Here is a 19,074-nt window from a genome sequence, read left to right on the forward strand (position 1 = left end):
GGTTTATTGGTTAAAGAGATGACAGCTATGATGATAACGAGAACAGCAAAGCAATGCGGTAAAGCCGATTATGGCTGGTTACAAGCTCGCTATACTTTTTCATTCGGCCATTATTTTGACCCAAAATTTTTGAACTACCGGGCGCTACGTGTTCTTAATCAGGAGGTTTTAGCGCCTAACGCCGAATTCCAGCCTAAGTCTTATCCCCATGTTGATATTCTGAATATTATCCTGCAAGGAGAAGCTCAATACCGTGACAGCGAAGGAAACCATTTCCACGCGAAGCAAGGGGATTGTCTGCTGTTTTCTGCCCGTCAGGACATTAGTTACAGTGAGCACAATTCCAGTGACAAAATCCCCCTTACACGGTTGCAACTCTGGCTTAATGCCTGCCCCCAGCAAGAACCCCAGCCATTACAACGTAAGGTTCTGCCAAATGTACCATTAACATTGCTGGCTTCCCCTACATCAGAAAACAACAGCATGTATCTGCGCCAACAGGTATGGATAAGCTATCTTGCGGTGAAAAACCATGATAGCCAAATTCTGACTTTGCGAGGCAAACATGCCTACCTGCAATCTATCAGTGGCAATGCCCGCATTCACGGCAATAAACATAATAATCTTGAGATTAAATGTGGGGATGGCGTTTTTATTCAGGAAGAACAGGAAGTCACATTGCTGGCAGATACCCCATTCCGGGGGCTTTTGATTGATTTAGCTGACTGATTCAGCATCATTTTCTTTTTTCCCGGAAATTTTCCCAGAAATAAACAAAAGCCCTATAAAGCATTTGCTCTATAGGGCTGAATTTGTGAAGTTGACCGATAAGCCGGGTTCTGTCTTGGACAGCCATTCATCTAGGCCAGCACTTGCGCACTGGCTCAAGCAACCTACCCGGGTTCGGTACGGGCCGTACCCTATGAACCCCTATTTGGTCTTGCTCCGGGTGGAGTTTACCGTGCCACGAACTGTTACCAGTCGCGCGGTGCGCTCTTACCGCACCCTTTCACCCTTACCTGATCCCAACTTTATTTTTGCAAATAAAGCCGGGCCATCGGCGGTTTGCTCTCTGTTGCACTGGTCGTAGGCTTTCACCTCCCAGACGTTATCTGGCACCCTGCCCTGTGGAGCCCGGACTTTCCTCCCCTCTATTTCTCTTGAAAGAAAGTTCTCCTGAAAGAAAATTCTCCCGAAAGAGAGATAAAGCGGCGACTGTCTGGTCAACTCCGGCGCGGATTATAAGAGGTTTGCTATCCAATGTATAGGGGTTTTCACGCGTCTTCTTCAATTTGTTCAAGGGCTGAATTTTGATCCAAGGCATAGCGGTACAACGCATTTTTCTTCACACCGTGGATTTCCGCAGCCAATGCCGCTGCCTTTTTCAATGGCAACTCGTTTTGCAACAATGCCAGTGTCCGCAGAGCTTCCAACGGTAAACTATCGTCTGCCGGTTTGCGATACCCTTCCACAATCAGCACCATTTCACCCCGGCGGCGAGTTTCATCTTCTTTGACCCATGCCAGAAGCTCACCCGCAGGCATCCCCTGAATGGATTCCCACGTTTTAGTCAACTCCCGTGCCAACACGATATAGCGTTCTGCCCCCCACACTTTCACAATATCTTCTAAACTGTCCAACAACCGATGTGTCGATTCGTAGAAGATCAATGTGCGTGTTTCTTGCGCCAACTCACGCAAGGTATCTTGGCGCCCCTTACTTTTTGCAGGAAGGAAGCCTTCATAGCAGAAACGATCAGACGGCAAGCCGGCAGCGGACAGTGCCGTGATCGCTGCACAAGGGCCCGGCAGTGGGACTACATTGATGCCTGCTTCACGACAACGACGAACAAGATGATAGCCGGGATCGTTAATCAAAGGCGTACCTGCATCAGAGACTAATGCAATGCTCGTTCCTTGTTTCAGCTTCGCAATTAATTGATCTGCTTTTTGCTGTTCATTATGATCATGAAGTGCGAACATGCGCGCATTAATGGCAAAATGTTGAAGCAACAAGCCAGTGTGTCGCGTATCTTCGGCTGCAATCAAATCGACATGTTTAAGAACTTCAAGAGCACGCTGAGTTATATCCCCCAGATTTCCAATAGGGGTTGGCACAACATACAGCGTGGATGTCGTAACCACTGCTCGATTGGTTTGATTCATTGTTTCATCCGAATGACCGATTTAAAATTGAGCATCTTTGAAAAAAACATCACTGGATACAGTATGCTTCCCTCAATTTTTGTGCGTTTCAAAACTGTTTTAGTCTACACAGCCTTACTGTCGACTATGATTATTGCAGGGTGTACCATGCCCGAACGGCAAGGGCAACCAACTTCTCAGCCTCAAGACAAGATCAGCGCAGAGATTAACCGCTATCAGGCCATTATTGACGCAGCCCATAACCAACCATCACTTGATGTGATCCGTGCTTACATTGCACTGGAGCCTCATGCGACAGATGAAGCTGGCCGACAGAAGAATATTGATGAGACATGGCAAGTTCTGACGCATCTTTCTCCACAACAACTCAGTGAGTTGGTAATTAACGCCGATGAATATACGTTGCAGGGCTGGCTCGATTTACTCAATGCTTACCAGACTAATAGGCAGGATCTCGATAAATTGCGTTCTGCCATCCACGATTGGCAAATCCGCTATTCAAATAATCCTGCTGCACGTAGCTTACCTACTGAGCTGCAACACATGCTGCAAAAATCAAAAGATGGTCATGCAACCATTGGCCTGTTCCTGCCTTTGAGTGGTCAGGCAAAAGTGTTTGGTGAAGCTATTCGTCAGGGTTTCCTTGATGCACAAAAAGGATTGCCAAAGCCATCATTGCCAGCCAATGTTTCAGATTCAGGCAGTAACGATACAACCAACGCTGCACGTACTCAGAATACAGATGTCACCACGGCGGTATCAACACCAGAAGGAGAATCAGTTGCTGGTACTTCAGTTACTAATACTTCAGTTACTCGTACTACACCGCTTGCGGATGAAACTAACCAATTATCTTCAACCGAAATTTCAGCAACCACTGCTTCTTCCACAATCAATGATGCCCCGGTTAATGATCCAGCCGTAAAAGTCTATGATACCAACAGCCAGCCACTCGCAAATCTACTCGCGCAAGCTGAGCAAGATGGCGTGACATTGGTTGTTGGGCCATTATTGAAACCGAATGTGGAACAATTGGTACAGGTTGAGACGCCATTGAATATTCTGGCCCTCAATGAATTGGATGCGCCACAAGTACGGCCGAATATCTGTTATTTCTCACTGTCTCCTGAAGATGAAGCGAAAAGTGCTGCCATACATATTTGGCAGCAACAGAAGCGTAATCCCCTGATCTTAATACCTCGTACCGATTTGGGCAGCAGGGTTGCAAAAGCCTTTGCAAAAGAATGGCAGAAACTAGGCGGTCAGGCGGTATTACAGCAAACTTTCGGGACTACAGGAGAAATGAGACAATCCATGAACCGTGGCGTTGGCATTCGCATGTCTGGCACACGGGTTCCGGTCAGTGCTTCTGTGACAGATTCAGCTCAGGGCAATATTTCTCAGGACGATATTTCTCAGAGCAATATTTCTCAGAACAATATTTCTCAGAACAATACCAATGCACAGGTTATTTCCCCAAGCTCTGCCAATGGCCCAGTGGATGCGGTTTACATTGTTGCAACAGCGGATGAACTGTCAATTATTAAGCCAATGATCGATATGGCGATCAGTTCCCGCAAAAAACCAGCTCTTTATGCCAATTCACGCAGTAATAAATCAGGTACAGGCCCGGATTTCCGACTAGAAATGGATGGCATGCAGTTCAGCGACATCCCATTGCTGACAGGTACGAACGTTCCGCTGATGCAGCAAGCTGCCAAAAAATTTACCAATGATTACAGCCTGATGCGCCTTTACGCAATGGGGATAGACGCATGGTCACTGGCAAATCAGTTTACGCAGATGCAACAAGAGAGTGGGTTCCGTTTGAATGGCGCATCAGGGGAACTTTCTGTCACAGATAATTGCATTATTTCGCGACAGCTACCCTGGATGCAGTTCAGCAATGGCCGTATCACACCTGAAAATTCCAATCGCGTGGAAAATAGCACTGGCACTGACGGCATAAATAACCCCGACAATGTGAACGATTCAGATAATGTGAATAATTCGGGTCAAAGTAATGCGGTACAATAAGCACCGCACTGACGTAATAAATAACGCAAATACATGGCATGAATATAGGCGCGTTCAACGGTTGACGCGCCTTCTGCCTCACTGACTGTAAATCAATAGATATCATGTTTTATTGGTTATTTCAGGATGAAAAAACTAACAACTAATCGCTATGCGCTGGGACGCCATTACGAACATCAGGCTAAACAGTTTTTACAGAAACAAGGGCTTGCCTTTGTTGCAGAGAATGTGAAAATTCGTGGCGGGGAAATCGATCTGATCATGCGTGATAAACACACATGGGTATTCGTTGAAGTCCGTTTCCGTCAGAACTCACAATACGGAGATGCCATTGCTACAATTACCAAAAACAAGCGTAAGAAGCTGTTGCATACAGCCGCTGTTTGGTTGTATCAACGCAATGAATGTCTGGAAACGGCCTCGTGCCGCTTTGATGTTTGTGCGATAACAGGTCAGAAATTTGAATGGCTGAAAAATGCTTTCACCCTGAATGAGAACCTATTCCTGTAGATTCTCAGTTTTCTCGCTAAATAAACATACCCAATATACATAGGTCATAACGTGCTGGATAGAATTAAAGTCTGCTTCACAGAAAGTATTCAAACTCAGATCGCAGCAGCAGAAGCATTACCCGACGCAATATCACGCGCCGCAATGATGCTGGTTCAATCACTGCTGAACGGCAACAAAATTCTTTGCTGTGGTAACGGCGGGTCTGCCGCAACCGCACAGCGTTTTGCCGCCAGCATGATAAATCGCTTTGAAACAGAGCGCCCAAGTCTGCCAGCGTTGTCATTGAATACTGATAATGTGGTGATCACTGCCATCACCAGTAGTAAACAGCCTGACGAAATCTACGCCAAACAAGTCAGAGCATTAGGGCATGCCGGAGATGTTCTGCTCGCCATTTCTACGCATGGAAACAGCCGGGATATCATTAAAGCAGTGGAAGCGGCTGTCACGCGTGATATGACGATTGTTGCGCTAACAGGTTACGATGGTGGAGAAGTGGCGGGATTATTGGGGCCGCAGGATGTTGAAATCCGGATCCCCTCACACCATAGCATCAGGATCCAAGAGGTTCATATGTTGACAATCAATTGTCTGTGCGACTTAATCGACAATACGTTATTTCCTCATCAGGACGAGTAAGGAGCCAACTAATGCGATTATTTTCTCTCTTATTGGTATGTTTCAGTGCAATGTTATTACAAGGATGTATTGGCGCTGCTGTCGTGGGTTCCGCCGCGATTGCGACAAAAGCAGGTTCAGATCCACGGACTATCGGGCAGCAAGTTGACGATACGACTTTGGAAGCCCGGGTCAGCAATGCGATTAGCAAGGACCCACAAATTAAGGCACAAGCCCGGGTAGTGGTCACTGTATATCAAGGCAAAGTTCTTCTGACTGGGCAAAGCCCCGATATGGCTCTGGCTGATCGGGCAAAGCAGATTGCTTCAAAAGTTGAAGGCACCGACGTGGTATATAACGAGATCCGCCAAGGCAACCCGGTTGCTCTGGGTACTGCCTCCGCAGACACTTGGCTGACAACCAAAGTGCGTTCGAAAATTTTAACCAGCGATACAGTCAAATCCTCCAGTATCAAAGTCGTGACTGAAAACGGTGAGGTCTTCTTGTTCGGCATTGTGACTAAACAAGAAGGGGCAGCCGCAGCGAAAATAGCCAGTGAAACCAGCGGCGTCAGACGCGTGACAACAGCCTTTACTGACCTCAACTAAAGAATTCGGTTTAAACGCTCAACGACAACCTACAAGCGGCACAAATCAGTGCCGCTTTTTTACTGGTTCCCCACTCTTACCTGAGTTGATTTTCTATCTCAAATGATGTTGCTTGAGAAAATGCTCTCCCCCCATTAACTGCATTTGCCGCAAAACCCATTGCTGACGTTGCAATATATAGGCAGAAGGGGCATTGATCTTATAACGATGAGGGTTTGGTAATACAGCCGCGAGCAAAGCAGCTTCAGACGCGGTCAATCGGCTGGCGGGTTTACCGAAGTAATGCTGAGCCGCTTTTTCCACACCAAAAATGCCATTGCCAAAATCAGCAATATTGAGATAGACCGTCAGGATACGCTTCTTTGACCACAGTAATTCCAGTACTGCCGTTATTCCCGCCTCCAGTCCTTTTCTTACCCAACTACGCCCTTCCCACAAAAATAAATTTTTGGCTGTTTGCTGAGAAATCGTCGATGCTCCCCGCATGCGCGACTGATATTTTTTGTTATGCTCCATTGCAGTTTCGATAGCATCAAAATCAAATCCCCAATGTTTTGGGAATTTTTGATCTTCGGCGGCAATAACGGCTAATGTCATATAAGGCGAAATTTGATTCTGATCCACCCATGAGGAACGAGAAACATAAGATAAATTAATTGACATTAAGGCGCTTATTTGTCGCTCTATCATCACCATAGAAAACGGCACCGGCAGAAATGAAAACGCGATTACAGCAACAAACCATAGAACTGTGAACCATACGACAATTCTTTTCAGCCAGCACCATAATATTGAAAAAGGATTTTTCATCCGCTTACTCAATCATTTCCAATATTTTCCTAACCAATTTATCAATACCTTTTTCTGCCTGGGACAAAGATTCTGCGAGCATATAGGCCGGGGTTGTTACAATTTTGTTTTCAAAATCAACGACAATACCATCAACAGGACATTCAACGTGTATACCGCCCATTTTCTCTATTTGTGCAGCCGTTTCAGGATCATTACCTATGGTGACTTTTATCGGTTTGCCTAATATTTTAGGTACCATAACAGGCGAAATGCACATAAACCCCATAGGTTTGCCTTGTTGATACATTCCCTGTATAATACTTAATAATTCTTTATTTATTTCGCAATCTGATCCTTTAAATGCGAAATTACATAAATTCTTGGCTGCACCAAATCCTCCCGGAATAATTAAAGCATCCAACTCATTAATATCAACTTGCGATAAAGGTTGTATATTTCCCCGTGTTATTCGGGCAGATTCTTCCATTACATGGCGGCTTTCTTCTTTCTCTTCTCCATTAAGGTGATTAATAACATGATGTTGTACCTCATCAGGTGAAAAAAAAGACACTTCAGCGCCAAGACGGCTTAAAGAGAGCATAGTCAGAACTGATTCGTGAATTTCACTTCCATCGTACACTCCGCAACCACTCAATATAACGGCAATAGATTTCATATTTCTCTCCATTTGTAGTAGATTAATGCTTAACCCCTTAGAGGGTTAAACACCAATCTTCATCACAGATTTTAATGAATCTTGTAACAAAAAATCTTATCTTTGCTATGTTGGTACCTGTGTTCTGTGTAGAAGAATTCTTTCATTACTCGCATCGAAAATAAATCTTAGATAAGCGGGTAAACAAGTTTCCCTGGTGTTGGCGCAGTATTAGCGCACCCCAACTTCGGTTGGGGTTATTTTTTTGTAGCGTCCGACAACCAATTTCTCAATATTTCTATATCATTCTTCCACTCCAGCTTTAACTCATCCACCCATTCCTGCACATTATCCCACCATGCCGGTAAATCAGGTGATTGAATCTGTTGGGCCAACTGCTGCAAATGACGCAATCCAACAGAACCCGCAGCACCCTTGATCTTATGCGCTTCTTCCGTAATGCCTTTTTGATCCCTGGCAGTCATGTTCGAATCCAGTAAAGCGAGGTAACCGGGCATCATGGTTTCGAAAATAGCCAGATTGTCAGCAATCATCTTTGGCCCAACCAATTCGATATACTGGTTAAGCAATTCCATATCGAGTCGTTCTTCATCTTTCTTCACAATATCAGCCTCTGGTAATTTGCCTTCAGAATCAGATGTCTTACCCCAATATCTTTCCATTGTGGCAATCAATTCCTTGACGGAAAGCGGCTTATTGAGAACGTCATCCATACCTGCATCAAGATATTCTTTCTTATCCTTTAACACATTGGCTGTCAGGGCGATTAATGGAGGTAAGGATTGAGAGGAGTAACGCTGGTGTAACTGACGCGCAATATCGAGCCCTGTCATATCCGGCAATTGGATATCCAGTAACACCAAGTCATATTCATCAGGATCAAACATCGCCAGCGCATCATGCCCGTTCATGGCAACATCGACACTATTTCCCAATTTCTCCAATACCGAACGGGCAACGATGACGTTCAGTTCAATATCTTCTACCAGCAAAATATTAAGAGCAGGCAATGGCAAGGTATCTTGCTCTTCTTTTCCTTCAGGATGTTCATCAATGGCCGGAGCAACCACAGACAAAGTAAAGCAAGAGCCTTGATCCAGCGTGCTTGTCACAGCAATGTCTCCTCCCATGCTTTGAGCAAGGCGTTTCGAGACAGCCAGACCAATCCCTGTTCCTGTCGCGGGGCGTCCGCCAGCACTGTCTGTCACCTGATAGTACATGGCAAAGATCTTTTCCAGCTCATCAGAAGGAATACCGATGCCAGAATCCGTAACTTCAAATAACAGCCGCTCTCCTTCTTCACGCCAGATACGCACCCGAATTTCCCCTTTAGGCGTAAATTTCACGGCATTGCTAATCAGGTTCCATAGAATTTGCCGCAGGCGAGTTCCATCGGTCAAAACCTTAGCAGGCAGTGACGATGCAGGTTCCAGTACGAATTTAATGCCTTTCGGCTGTGCCAGTAATCCTGAGATGTTCTCCAAATCCACCATAAAGCCGGTGAAATCGATCGGCTGATTGTCCAACTGGATTTTACGCCGCTCAATTTTATCCAACTCAATAATATCATTGAAAATATTTCCAAGAGTAATGGCGCTGACATGGATAGTTTCCAAATATTTACTCTGTTCTGGTGTCAGGTCGGTATCCATCAAGATCCGGCTCAAGCCAACGATGCCATTTAAAGGCGTACGAAGCTCATGGCTAATCGTAGAGATAAACGTGGTCTTATCCCTGCTGGCATTCTCCAAAGCATCTTGATAGCGCTTACGCTCCGTTATATCCCGTCCGAATCCCATTAATCCATGCCGCTTTCCAACACGATCATAAAAAGGGACTTTTCTGAGTTCAAAACAGGCTTTGCGCCCATCGGGATAAACCAGCCATTGTTCGTAAGTCAGGGAGACATTGTGGCGAAATACTTTTTCGTCAGTTTCCATCACCTTACTGGCAATTTCTTTATCGTAAACTTCCGTCGGAGTCAGGCCAATAAGCTGTTTTTCACTTCTGCCAGTCAGCAGTTCCATCGCCCGATTACAGCCGGAAAATTCATTGTCTTCATTGCGGTAATAAACCAAATCCGGAGAAGCATCCAAAAATGAACGCAATAGTACTGATTGCTGTTCAAGCTCAATCTGCGTTTTTTCACGATGCTCCATTTCCAATTTAAGTTTATCCAGCAATATCAGATGCGCTTTTTCCGCTTTTTCCCTGTCGCTGATCTCTTGATTCAATTGAGCAATATTTTCTTTGAGTTGCAGATTCAAAATAGCATCACGCTGACGCATCTCTTCCAGCTTATCGACCAGACTGGATAAACGTTGGCGAGACTCTTCAAGTTGCTCCACAACGATAGAAAGAAAGTAAACGGCCCAAGGGGTAATCACTAAACCAAAAAAGATAGAGCGAATTAAATCAATGCGCTGCACTTCCCCATGCAATGCAAATGTAACTGCCATTTGCATGACCATCGCAAGAATAACCAGAGCAGAGGCAAGCAATATCGAAAAACGCACCAACCCTAGCTTCATCATCAAATCTACATAATATCGGGCAAGCCCTCGAATCAGCTTCATAACCGTTCCCAGTAAAATAATTTCCAGTAAAGTCACCAGATTGAATCATAACGTAAAAAAGGCTCGACTTCGTTGAGGGATATCACCTCTAATCCGCAAGAGAATAAAAACACACAAAAACAGAATAATTATTCATTCAATTTTTTTAACCTCTTTTTTGGATCAAAAAACAATCAATCATTTATTCTTATCAAACATAAAATATGCAACAAAATTCCCAAAAAATAAAAAAATTTAGATTAAAACACTAGTAATGTCGTATTTTAGAGCATATCTAAAATAGATAATGCGACAATTTTAGTGATATAGCTCACACCAGTTAAGGCTTATGATCTTGGTCACAAAACACAAAACAACATTATTTATTATTTAAATTCAATTACATAAATAAAATATCATTGCAATAAACGTCATTTGACACTATTTGACCTGCTCTCTTTTTACCGTTAAGTTGGGAATTCACTGAAAATCACCTGCCGGATAATCACTCGGCTCATATTTATGCAGTAACACATTTATGCAGTAACACAACATCATTTTGATTTACCGCTTGTTATTGCCAATAAAGTTATTGCCAATAAAACAAGTGGCGATTGACTGAGGGCGCAAATCAGACGCCCGTAGAAATAATATATCTATATCATCTCGCGAGTGATGTGAGAGCTGGACAGAACTTGGGGAGCTTTACAATGTTGTATGATAATTTGCAGGAAAAAGACAACTGTGGTTTTGGATTAATCGCACATATTGAAGGGGAGCCAAGCCACAAAGTGGTGCGCACCGCCATACATGCACTGGCTCGGATGCAGCACCGGGGCGCGATTTTAGCGGATGGAAAAACGGGCGATGGTTGTGGCTTATTAATGCAAAAGCCCGATCGTTTTTTTCAGATGATCGCCAACGAACATTCATGGCGGCTAGCCAAGAACTATGCTGTCGGTATGCTGTTTCTAAGTCAGGATGCCAAAATAGCTCAATCATGTCGTGACATCATCGAACAAGAATTACAAAACGAAACCTTATCTATTGTGGGTTGGCGGGAAGTTCCCATCAATCGCGATATTTTGGGGGATATTGCCCTATCAAGCCTGCCTCGCATTGAACAGATTTTTGTCAATGCACCTGCCGGATGGCGCTCGCAGGATTTAGAACGCCGGTTATTCGTTGCCCGGCGTCGTATAGAAAAACGCATCACTGACAATGATTTTTATATTTGCAGCCTGTCTAATCTGGTCACAATTTACAAAGGGCTGTGCATGGCTGCGGATTTACCCCGTTTCTATCCAGATTTGGCCGACTTGCGGATGGAATCTTCCATCTGTTTATTCCACCAACGTTTTTCGACCAATACGGTTCCCCGCTGGCCTCTGGCACAACCGTTTCGTTATCTGGCGCATAATGGGGAAATCAATACCATTACAGGCAACCGTGAATGGGCGAAAGCGAGAGCCTATAAGTTTCGCACGCCACTGATCCCTGATTTGCATACCGCGGCACCTTTCGTAAATGAAACAGGCTCAGACTCCAGTTCATTGGACAATATGCTGGAGCTGTTCCTCAATGGCGGTATGGATTTAATTCGCGCGATGCGACTGCTGGTTCCGCCAGCATGGCAGAATAACCCGGATATGGATGATGACCTGCGCGCATTCTTCGATTTCAATTCCATGCATATGGAACCGTGGGATGGCCCTGCCGGCATCGTTATTTCTGATGGGCGCTATGCGGCCTGTAATCTGGATCGCAATGGCCTGCGCCCTGCCCGTTATGTGATTACCAAAGATAAGCTGATTACCTGTGCTTCTGAAGTGGGCATTTGGGATTACCAGCCCGATGAAGTCGTGGAGAAAGGCCGCGTTGGGCCGGGTGAGTTAATGGTCATTGATACTTATGCAGGCCGCATTCTTCATTCCGCTGAAACGGATAATGATTTGAAACTCAGACATCCCTATAAAGAATGGCTGGAGAAGAATGTTAAGCGTTTAACCCCATTTGAGGAATTGCCGGAGGATCAAGTAGGTCAAAGGGATTTAGATGATCGGCTGTTGGCAACTTACCACAAGCAATTTGCCTACAGTAATGAGGAATTGGATCAGATTATCCGTACCCTTGGTGAAAATGCTCAGGAAGCTACCGGATCAATGGGAGATGATACGCCATTTGCTGTACTATCCAGCCGCCCGCGCATCATTTATGATTATTTCCGTCAACAATTTGCCCAAGTCACCAATCCCCCCATCGATCCACTGCGTGAAGCCCATGTTATGTCATTGTCTACCCGTATTGGGCGAGAAATGAATGTCTTTTGTGAAGCGGAAGGGCAAGCGCATCGACTGAGTTTTGAATCTCCGGTTCTGCTCTACTCTGATTTCGTGCAACTGACTACGCAGCAAGAATCCTATTATCGTGCTGATACGCTGGATTTAACCTTCAATCCACAGGAAACCAGCCTTAAAAGTGCAGTTGCAACCTTATGTGAAAGTGCCGAAAAACTCGTCCGTAATGGCGCGGTATTACTGGTGCTATCCGACCGCAATATTTCACCCGACAAGCTGCCAATCCCTGCCCCAATGGCTGTCGGTGCCATTCAGCACTGTTTGGTTGAGAAAAACCTGCGCTGCGATGCCAATTTGATCGTAGAAACGGCCAGCGCGCGTGATCCGCATCATTTTGCTGTATTGCTGAGCTTTGGTGCTACTGCGGTTTACCCTTATCTGGCTTATGAATCACTGGGAAAAATGGTGGATGATGGCACAATCAACACGCCATATGCCCGCGTTATGCTGAATTATCGCAACGGGGTTAATAAAGGGCTGTATAAGATTATGTCCAAAATGGGCATCTCCACTATCTCTTCTTATCGCTGCTCTAAATTGTTCGAAGCTGTCGGCCTGCATCCTGAGGTGACAGATGTCTGTTTCAATGGCGTTGTCAGCCGTATTGGAGGGGCGGATTTCAGCGATTTTGAACAAGACTTGCGGAACCTTTCCAAACGCGCATGGCTACATCGTCACACCATCGATCAGGGCGGGCTGCTGAAATATGTCCATAATGGGGAATACCACGCTTATAACCCTGATGTCGTCAATGCCTTGCAGGCTGCGGTTCACAGCGGCAAGTACAGCGATTATCAAAAATATTCCGCATTGGTGAATGGACGCCCTGTCACAACGCTGCGGGATTTACTGGCTATTGCACCGAAAGGCGAGCCAATAGCCATTGAGGATGTTGAACCCGCAGAAGCCCTGTTCAAACGTTTTGACACAGCAGCCATGTCGATTGGGGCGCTAAGCCCTGAAGCTCATGAAGCGCTGGCAGAAGCGATGAATACCTTGGGTGGTTTTTCCAATTCTGGCGAAGGCGGGGAAGATCCCGCTCGTTACGGTACAAAGAAAGTTTCCCGCATTAAACAGGTCGCCTCGGGTCGGTTCGGGGTTACGCCAGCATATCTGACCAGCGCCGATGTAATTCAGATAAAGGTCGCACAAGGCGCAAAACCGGGGGAAGGCGGTCAGTTACCGGGAGATAAGGTAACGCCTTATATCGCCAAATTGCGTTACTCTGTACCGGGAGTCACACTGATTTCGCCACCACCACATCATGATATTTATTCTATCGAAGACCTGGCTCAACTGATTTTCGATCTTAAGCAAGTGAATCCGAAGGCGCTGATTTCAGTGAAACTGGTTTCAGAGCCGGGTGTGGGAACAATTGCCACAGGTGTCGCCAAAGCCTACGCCGATCTGATTACTATTGCCGGTTATGACGGAGGAACCGGTGCGAGCCCCTTGTCTTCCGTAAAATATGCCGGTTGTCCGTGGGAATTGGGGCTTGTGGAAACGCAACAGGCACTGGTTGCCAATGGGCTGCGCCATAAAATCCGCCTTCAGGTTGACGGGGGATTGAAAACAGGTCTGGATATCATCAAAGCAGCTATTTTAGGGGCGGAAAGTTTTGGTTTTGGTACTGGCCCGATGGTGGCCCTTGGCTGTAAGTATCTGCGTATCTGCCACTTAAATAACTGTGCGACAGGCGTTGCGACGCAAGATGAAAAACTGCGTCAGTCTCACTATCATGGCCTGCCAGAAAGAGTCATTAATTACTTTCACTTTATTGCGCAGGAGACACGTGAGTTGATGGCGCAATTAGGCGTGAAGCGGCTTATTGATTTGATTGGCCGAACAGACCTGCTGGAAATACTTGAGGGGATTTCTGCCAAACAAAGTAAGCTCAATCTTGAGCCTTTGCTGGAAACCGCAGAGCCTCACGCGGGCAAAGATTTACATTGTACGGAGGATAACCCTCCCTTCGATCAAGGTGGGTTAAATAAATCCATTGTCACTCAAGCCATGCCTTATGTGGAAAATGTGCAGAGTAAGACGTTCTATTTTGATATCCAAAATACTGACCGCTCTGTGGGAGCATCCCTCTCCGGCGAGATTGCGGCGCGATATGGCGACCAAGGGTTAGCTGCCGATCCAATCAAACTGCATTTCACCGGTACGGCCGGGCAAAGTTTTGGCGTCTGGAATGCAAGTGGCGTCGAATTGACCTTAACCGGCGATGCCAATGATTATGTCGGTAAAGGTATGGCAGGAGGCAGAATCGTTATCCTCCCTCCTGTTGGCTCAGCCTTCAAGAGTAACGAAGCCACCATTATCGGCAATACCTGTCTTTATGGCGCGACAGGTGGAAAATTATTTGCTGCAGGGCGTGCTGGCGAACGCTTCGCAGTACGTAATTCCGGTGCTATCACTGTGATCGAGGGGATCGGCGATAACGGCTGTGAATATATGACCGGCGGTATCGTCTGTGTTCTCGGCAACACCGGGGTAAACTTCGGTGCAGGCATGACCGGCGGATTCGCTTACGTGCTTGATGAGTCCGATGATTTCCGCAAACGTGTTAATCCAGAGCTGGTGGAAGTTCTCTCCATGGATGCCCTCGCCATTCACAAGGAACATCTGCGGGGATTAATCACCGAACATGTCCGTCTGACAGGTTCTCAACATGGCGAAAGCCTATTGGAGAATTGGTCACAATGGGTCAATAAATTTGCGCTGGTTAAACCCAAATCCAGTGATGTCAGCGCGTTGTTGGGACACCGTAGCCGTTCTTCTGCGGAATTGCGGGTTCAGGCACAGTAAGGAGTCAATAATGAGCCAGAATGTTTATCAATTTATCGACTTACAGCGTGTCGATCCGCCGAAGAAGCCGTTGAAAATCCGGAAAATAGAATTTGTGGAAATTTATGAATCATTTTCAGAAATTCAGGCGCAAGCACAAGCAGATCGTTGTCTTGCATGCGGGAACCCGTACTGTGAATGGAAATGTCCCGTACATAACTATATTCCAAACTGGCTGAAACTTGCCAATGAAGGGCGCATCATCGAAGCCGCAGAGTTATCACACCAGACCAACAGCCTGCCAGAAGTCTGCGGACGGGTTTGTCCACAAGATCGCCTGTGTGAAGGCGCCTGTACGCTGAATGATGACTTTGGTGCAGTCACTATTGGCAACATTGAACGCTACATTAACGACACGGCGATAGCCATGGGTTGGAAACCGGATATGTCACATGTAACCCCGACAGGCAAACGGGTGGCAGTGATTGGCGCTGGCCCTGCGGGATTGGCCTGCGCAGATGTCCTCACCCGTAACGGCGTACAAGTCGTGGTTTATGATCGCCATCCTGAAATCGGAGGCTTGCTCACATTTGGCATCCCTGCTTTCAAACTGGAAAAAGAGGTGATGATTCGTCGCCGTGAAATGTTCTCCGATATGGGGATCGAATTCCGCTTAGATACTGAAATCGGTAAAGACATCTCACTGACCGAACTTACAAAAGAATTTGATGCTGTATTTCTTGGCGTGGGCACTTACCAATCCATTCACGCCGGGCTGGAAAACGAAGATGCAGACGGGGTATATGATGCCCTGCCTTTTTTAATCGCTAATACCCGTCAGTTGATGGGCTTCTCTTCTCTGCCAGAACAGCCTTATGTTGATATGAAAGGTAAACGTGTATTGGTTCTGGGTGGCGGTGATACAGCCATGGACTGCGTTCGTACTTCAGTTCGCCAGGGCGCTACGAGCGTTATCTGTGCCTATCGCCGGGATGAAGAAAATATGCCCGGTTCTCGCCGGGAAGTGAAAAATGCTAAAGAGGAAGGTGTTGAGTTCCGCTTCAATCTTCAGCCAATTAGTATTGAAGTTAATAGCACTGGACAAGTTTGTGGCGTCAGGGTCGTGAAAACACAGCTAGGTGCCATGGATGAAAAAGGCCGTCGTGAAGCTGAAATCATTCAAGGCTCCGAGTTCCTGATAGAAGCTGATGCGGTGATTATGGCGTTTGGTTTTAAGCCTCACACGATGAGCTGGCTGGACGAACATCAAGTCGCTCTCGATCAAAAGGGACGTATTATCGCCCCCGAATCCAGTGAATTACCTTTCCAAACCAGTAACCCCAAAATATTCGCAGGTGGAGATGCAGTACGCGGTTCTGACTTAGTAGTCACTGCAATCGCTGAAGGCAGAAGAGCCGCTTCCAGCGTTCTTGATTATCTTGAAGTGTAATACTTAATTTTCCCTCTTCATTTCCCCCTATTTTCTCCGGCTTTCTGCCGGAGAAAATTTCAATAAATTAAAATAATCCTGTTTTTTTATTTTGTTCTTACTACCACACTGATTTTCTTTTTTGGATTTATGCGATTATTCTTATATCCTAAAGTCAAATATTCCAATTTAATCACCCACTCGTTACAGCAATACAACAATAGTGCAATACCGTAATACAGCAACAAGGTTTATTTTTTTCGAACAGAAAACTTTTCAGTGTAACTGATTAAATAGAACTAAATTAAAAGACCATTAGAGTGATAATAACTAGGAAGAAATATATGCGCTTATTCACACAGGTACTCTTCTTCTCCTTCATCTGCTTGATAAGTTTGCCATCGGTTGCCAGATTCGCTACGCCCGAAAAGATCATGCAGCAAGTGCAGGAAAGAGGGGTGAATGCTGTTGTGGCTGAATTAAGCGAAGAACGAGAATGGAGTAATATTACCCATAACATCGCAACTGGTGATAGCCAATGGATACAACTTGCCTTCAAATTATCCCAAAATATTCACCCAACCGTTTCAAAACAGATCACTAACGCCTTATCACTTGCTTTGGTTAATAATCCTGCTGAGGTATTAGAATTGACAAACAAACATCGCGTTCTTTCATTTGCTGATATCTGTAATATTCCTCCAACGATAATAGGAATATCGAAAAAGAGAGCATTTTTTAACAGCGCGATGGACAGCCTAAAAGAGGCAGATCAGTCTAAGCGTGGAAAAAATCGGGACAATATCGAAACGTGTCGATGGGAAATTGAAAAGGCAGCCAGTATCTATTTTTGACAAAAAAATAAACGGATCTAAAAAATAAAGGAGAACAATGTCTCCTTTATTTTTACACCATTGCTATTCCTTTCTTATTTCAAACTGCTGCTTTTATAGGCTGCAACTTGAAATTCAGATTGGAATGTCGTTCACTGCGCAATTATTTTACGACACGCAAGGTTGGGCGACCTTTTGGTGGTTGAGGTGGTTCATCGTCTGGTGACTTATCATCACGAGAAATTTTCTTATCGTGGATAAGTACCAAATTGTCTGCTACCGGCGAATCCACTTCTTCTGACTCGCTATTCTCTTCATAGGCGAGTTCGGGTTCAAACATCATTCCCGCGCCATTCTCACGGGCATAAACCGCAAGAACAGCCTCCATTGGGACAGTGACTTGACGTGCAACACCACCAAAGCGGGCATTGAATCTAACTTCATCGTTGGTCAATTCCAAATTACCAACTGCCCTCGGTGAAATATTCAGGATAATTTGCCCATTCTGTGCATATTCTAATGGAACGTTTACGCCGTAAAGACTAACATCCACAACAATATGCGGGGTCATTTCATTATCCAACAACCACTCATAATGTGCCCGCAATAGATAAGGGCGACGTGGAGACATTTGAGTCATCTCCATAAATTAACTCCGTGATTGTAAACGCATTTCACGTTCTGCTTCCGTCAACGAAGCCAAAAATGCGTCACGTTCAAATACACGCTGCATATAGACTTGAAGATCTTTTGCGCCCGGGCCTGACAATTCAACGCCCAAGACAGGCAAACGCCACAGCAGCGGAGACAAGTAACAGTCGACCAAGCTGAATTCATCACTCATGAAGAAAGGCATTTCCCTGAAAATAGGCCCGATAGCCAGCAATTCTTCAGCAAGCTGTTTCCGTGCAGCATTAGCCTCCTGAACATTTCCTTCCTGAATTTTGTACATCAGAGAATACCAGTCTTTTTCAATTCTATGCATCATCAGGCGGCTGGAGCCACGAGCAACAGGATACACAGGCATGAGTGGCGGATGCGGGAAACGCTCATCCAGATATTCCATAATGATGCGAGAATCATACAGGGTCAGTTCACGATCAACGAGAGTAGGAACTGATTGGTAAGGATTCAGATCAATTAAATCCTGAGGTAAGTTACCTGCTTCAACGTGTTCAATCTCAACGCTGACCCCCTTTTCCGCCAGTACAATTCGCACTTGATGGCTAAAAATGTCGGTCGGGCCGGAAAACAGAGTCATTACCGAACGTTTGTTGGCAGCGACAGCCATGAAAACCTCCAAGTTTATCTAAAAAAAGGAACGAACAGCCCTTCAGTGAACAGCGGCCATTCTCGCTCATATTCTCATCCTGTTTCGCGCTTATTATCCGAGGTTGTTATCCCTTCATCTTTCAAGTGACAGCGTTGCTGGCGTAACGAGAAATATTTCGAAGATATGTTTTACCTCTGCCAAATCAGGCAAACTCATGGATAAGGCAAAAAATTGTTACTAGTCTACCAGATTTTGCACATTTTGTGAGGAAGTACATCGAGAATTAATGATGAAATATTGGAGTCTAAAGATTTGTTTCTTTAATATGCTATTTTTTGGCGAAAAATAGCGGATTATCTATCGAAGAATAAAAAATCTCATGACGTAAAAAAAACCCGCCATAAAATGACGGGTTTTCAACTTTAATC

Annotated in this window: 14 protein-coding genes and 1 other RNA gene; 8 read left to right on the forward strand and 7 right to left on the reverse strand. The window is 45.4% G+C overall.

Annotated features, from left to right (window positions below; translation table 11 throughout):
* The first annotated feature begins 27 nt into the window (after nucleotides 1-27).
* A complete protein-coding gene (locus Xenpb_RS06585) occupies nucleotides 28-729 on the forward strand; it encodes a pirin family protein (RefSeq protein WP_187653604.1) in 702 nt (233 codons plus the stop codon).
* A gap of 83 nt (nucleotides 730-812) precedes the next feature.
* Here the strand turns inward: Xenpb_RS06585 and rnpB are convergent.
* Both rnpB and rsmI read right to left on the reverse strand, forming a co-directional pair.
* Nucleotides 813-1,231: RNase P RNA component class A (gene rnpB, locus Xenpb_RS06590), an RNA gene on the reverse strand.
* Nucleotides 1,232-1,274: 43 nt separating this feature from the next.
* Nucleotides 1,275-2,165, reverse strand: coding sequence for a 16S rRNA (cytidine(1402)-2'-O)-methyltransferase (gene rsmI, locus Xenpb_RS06595; RefSeq protein ID WP_187653605.1), 891 nt, complete (start codon nucleotides 2,163-2,165; stop codon nucleotides 1,275-1,277).
* 63 nt (nucleotides 2,166-2,228) lie between these two features.
* Between rsmI and Xenpb_RS06600 the strand changes: the two genes are divergently transcribed.
* The 4 genes from Xenpb_RS06600 to dolP all read left to right on the forward strand — a co-directional run bounded on the left by Xenpb_RS06600 (nucleotide 2,229) and on the right by dolP (nucleotide 5,941).
* A complete protein-coding gene (locus Xenpb_RS06600) occupies nucleotides 2,229-4,202 on the forward strand; it encodes a penicillin-binding protein activator (protein WP_187653606.1) in 1,974 nt (657 codons plus the stop codon).
* A 126-nt stretch (nucleotides 4,203-4,328) separates the two neighbouring features.
* Nucleotides 4,329-4,712, forward strand: coding sequence for a YraN family protein (locus Xenpb_RS06605; RefSeq protein ID WP_187653607.1), 384 nt, complete (start codon nucleotides 4,329-4,331; stop codon nucleotides 4,710-4,712).
* A gap of 51 nt (nucleotides 4,713-4,763) precedes the next feature.
* Nucleotides 4,764-5,354, forward strand: coding sequence for a DnaA initiator-associating protein DiaA (gene diaA, locus Xenpb_RS06610; RefSeq protein WP_047964279.1), 591 nt, complete (start codon nucleotides 4,764-4,766; stop codon nucleotides 5,352-5,354).
* Between the two features lie 11 nt (nucleotides 5,355-5,365).
* Nucleotides 5,366-5,941, forward strand: a complete 576-nt coding sequence (gene dolP, locus Xenpb_RS06615) for a division/outer membrane stress-associated lipid-binding lipoprotein (protein ID WP_187653608.1) — start codon at nucleotides 5,366-5,368, stop codon at nucleotides 5,939-5,941.
* Between the two features lie 93 nt (nucleotides 5,942-6,034).
* Here dolP and mtgA read toward each other — a convergent pair whose 3' ends face one another.
* From mtgA to arcB, 3 genes are all read right to left on the reverse strand, one after another.
* Nucleotides 6,035-6,751, reverse strand: a complete 717-nt coding sequence (gene mtgA, locus Xenpb_RS06620; RefSeq protein WP_187653609.1) for a monofunctional biosynthetic peptidoglycan transglycosylase — start codon at nucleotides 6,749-6,751, stop codon at nucleotides 6,035-6,037.
* Between the two features lie 4 nt (nucleotides 6,752-6,755).
* Complete coding sequence (gene elbB, locus Xenpb_RS06625) at nucleotides 6,756-7,409, reverse strand: isoprenoid biosynthesis glyoxalase ElbB (RefSeq protein ID WP_187653610.1); 654 nt, start codon at nucleotides 7,407-7,409, stop codon at nucleotides 6,756-6,758.
* 236 nt (nucleotides 7,410-7,645) lie between these two features.
* Complete coding sequence (gene arcB / locus Xenpb_RS06630; RefSeq protein ID WP_187653611.1) at nucleotides 7,646-9,985, reverse strand: aerobic respiration two-component sensor histidine kinase ArcB; 2,340 nt, start codon at nucleotides 9,983-9,985, stop codon at nucleotides 7,646-7,648.
* 689 nt (nucleotides 9,986-10,674) lie between these two features.
* On the opposite strand from arcB, the gene gltB reads away from it, so the two are divergent.
* The 3 genes from gltB (at nucleotide 10,675) to Xenpb_RS06645 (ending at nucleotide 17,394) form a co-directional block, all read left to right on the forward strand.
* Nucleotides 10,675-15,132, forward strand: a complete 4,458-nt coding sequence (gene gltB / locus Xenpb_RS06635) for a glutamate synthase large subunit (protein WP_187653612.1) — start codon at nucleotides 10,675-10,677, stop codon at nucleotides 15,130-15,132.
* Nucleotides 15,133-15,142: 10 nt separating this feature from the next.
* Complete coding sequence (locus Xenpb_RS06640) at nucleotides 15,143-16,561, forward strand: glutamate synthase small subunit (RefSeq protein WP_187653613.1); 1,419 nt, start codon at nucleotides 15,143-15,145, stop codon at nucleotides 16,559-16,561.
* A gap of 323 nt (nucleotides 16,562-16,884) precedes the next feature.
* Complete coding sequence (locus tag Xenpb_RS06645) at nucleotides 16,885-17,394, forward strand: hypothetical protein (protein WP_187653614.1); 510 nt, start codon at nucleotides 16,885-16,887, stop codon at nucleotides 17,392-17,394.
* A 142-nt stretch (nucleotides 17,395-17,536) separates the two neighbouring features.
* Here the strand turns inward: Xenpb_RS06645 and sspB are convergent, their stop codons facing one another.
* Nucleotides 17,537-18,019 (reverse strand): ClpXP protease specificity-enhancing factor, encoded by a 483-nt coding sequence (gene sspB, locus Xenpb_RS06650; RefSeq protein ID WP_099115584.1) that lies wholly within the window; start codon nucleotides 18,017-18,019, stop codon nucleotides 17,537-17,539.
* A gap of 3 nt (nucleotides 18,020-18,022) precedes the next feature.
* The gene (gene sspA, locus Xenpb_RS06655) at nucleotides 18,023-18,664 is read right to left on the reverse strand and encodes a stringent starvation protein SspA (protein WP_099115585.1); all 642 of its coding nucleotides are present in this window, start codon (nucleotides 18,662-18,664) and stop codon (nucleotides 18,023-18,025) included.
* Nucleotides 18,665-19,074: the final 410 nt, after the last annotated feature.

Source organism: Xenorhabdus sp. PB62.4, from assembly GCF_014467285.1.
In the GTDB taxonomy this organism is placed as follows: domain Bacteria; phylum Pseudomonadota; class Gammaproteobacteria; order Enterobacterales; family Enterobacteriaceae; genus Xenorhabdus.

Coding starts and splice junctions, on each gene's coding strand:
- gltB (WP_187653612.1), top strand. CDS start 10,675: ATGTTGTATGATAATTTGCAGGAAAAAGACAACTGTGGTTTTGGATTA.
- Xenpb_RS06640 (WP_187653613.1), top strand. CDS start 15,143: ATGAGCCAGAATGTTTATCAATTTATCGACTTACAGCGTGTCGATCCG.
- dolP (WP_187653608.1), top strand. CDS start 5,366: ATGCGATTATTTTCTCTCTTATTGGTATGTTTCAGTGCAATGTTATTA.
- Xenpb_RS06585 (WP_187653604.1), top strand. CDS start 28: ATGATGATAACGAGAACAGCAAAGCAATGCGGTAAAGCCGATTATGGC.
- elbB (WP_187653610.1), bottom strand. CDS start 7,409: ATGAAATCTATTGCCGTTATATTGAGTGGTTGCGGAGTGTACGATGGA.
- sspB (WP_099115584.1), bottom strand. CDS start 18,019: ATGGAGATGACTCAAATGTCTCCACGTCGCCCTTATCTATTGCGGGCA.
- Xenpb_RS06605 (WP_187653607.1), top strand. CDS start 4,329: ATGAAAAAACTAACAACTAATCGCTATGCGCTGGGACGCCATTACGAA.
- mtgA (WP_187653609.1), bottom strand. CDS start 6,751: ATGAAAAATCCTTTTTCAATATTATGGTGCTGGCTGAAAAGAATTGTC.
- arcB (WP_187653611.1), bottom strand. CDS start 9,985: ATGAAGCTGATTCGAGGGCTTGCCCGATATTATGTAGATTTGATGATG.
- sspA (WP_099115585.1), bottom strand. CDS start 18,664: ATGGCTGTCGCTGCCAACAAACGTTCGGTAATGACTCTGTTTTCCGGC.
- Xenpb_RS06600 (WP_187653606.1), top strand. CDS start 2,229: ATGCTTCCCTCAATTTTTGTGCGTTTCAAAACTGTTTTAGTCTACACA.
- Xenpb_RS06645 (WP_187653614.1), top strand. CDS start 16,885: ATGCGCTTATTCACACAGGTACTCTTCTTCTCCTTCATCTGCTTGATA.
- rsmI (WP_187653605.1), bottom strand. CDS start 2,165: ATGAATCAAACCAATCGAGCAGTGGTTACGACATCCACGCTGTATGTT.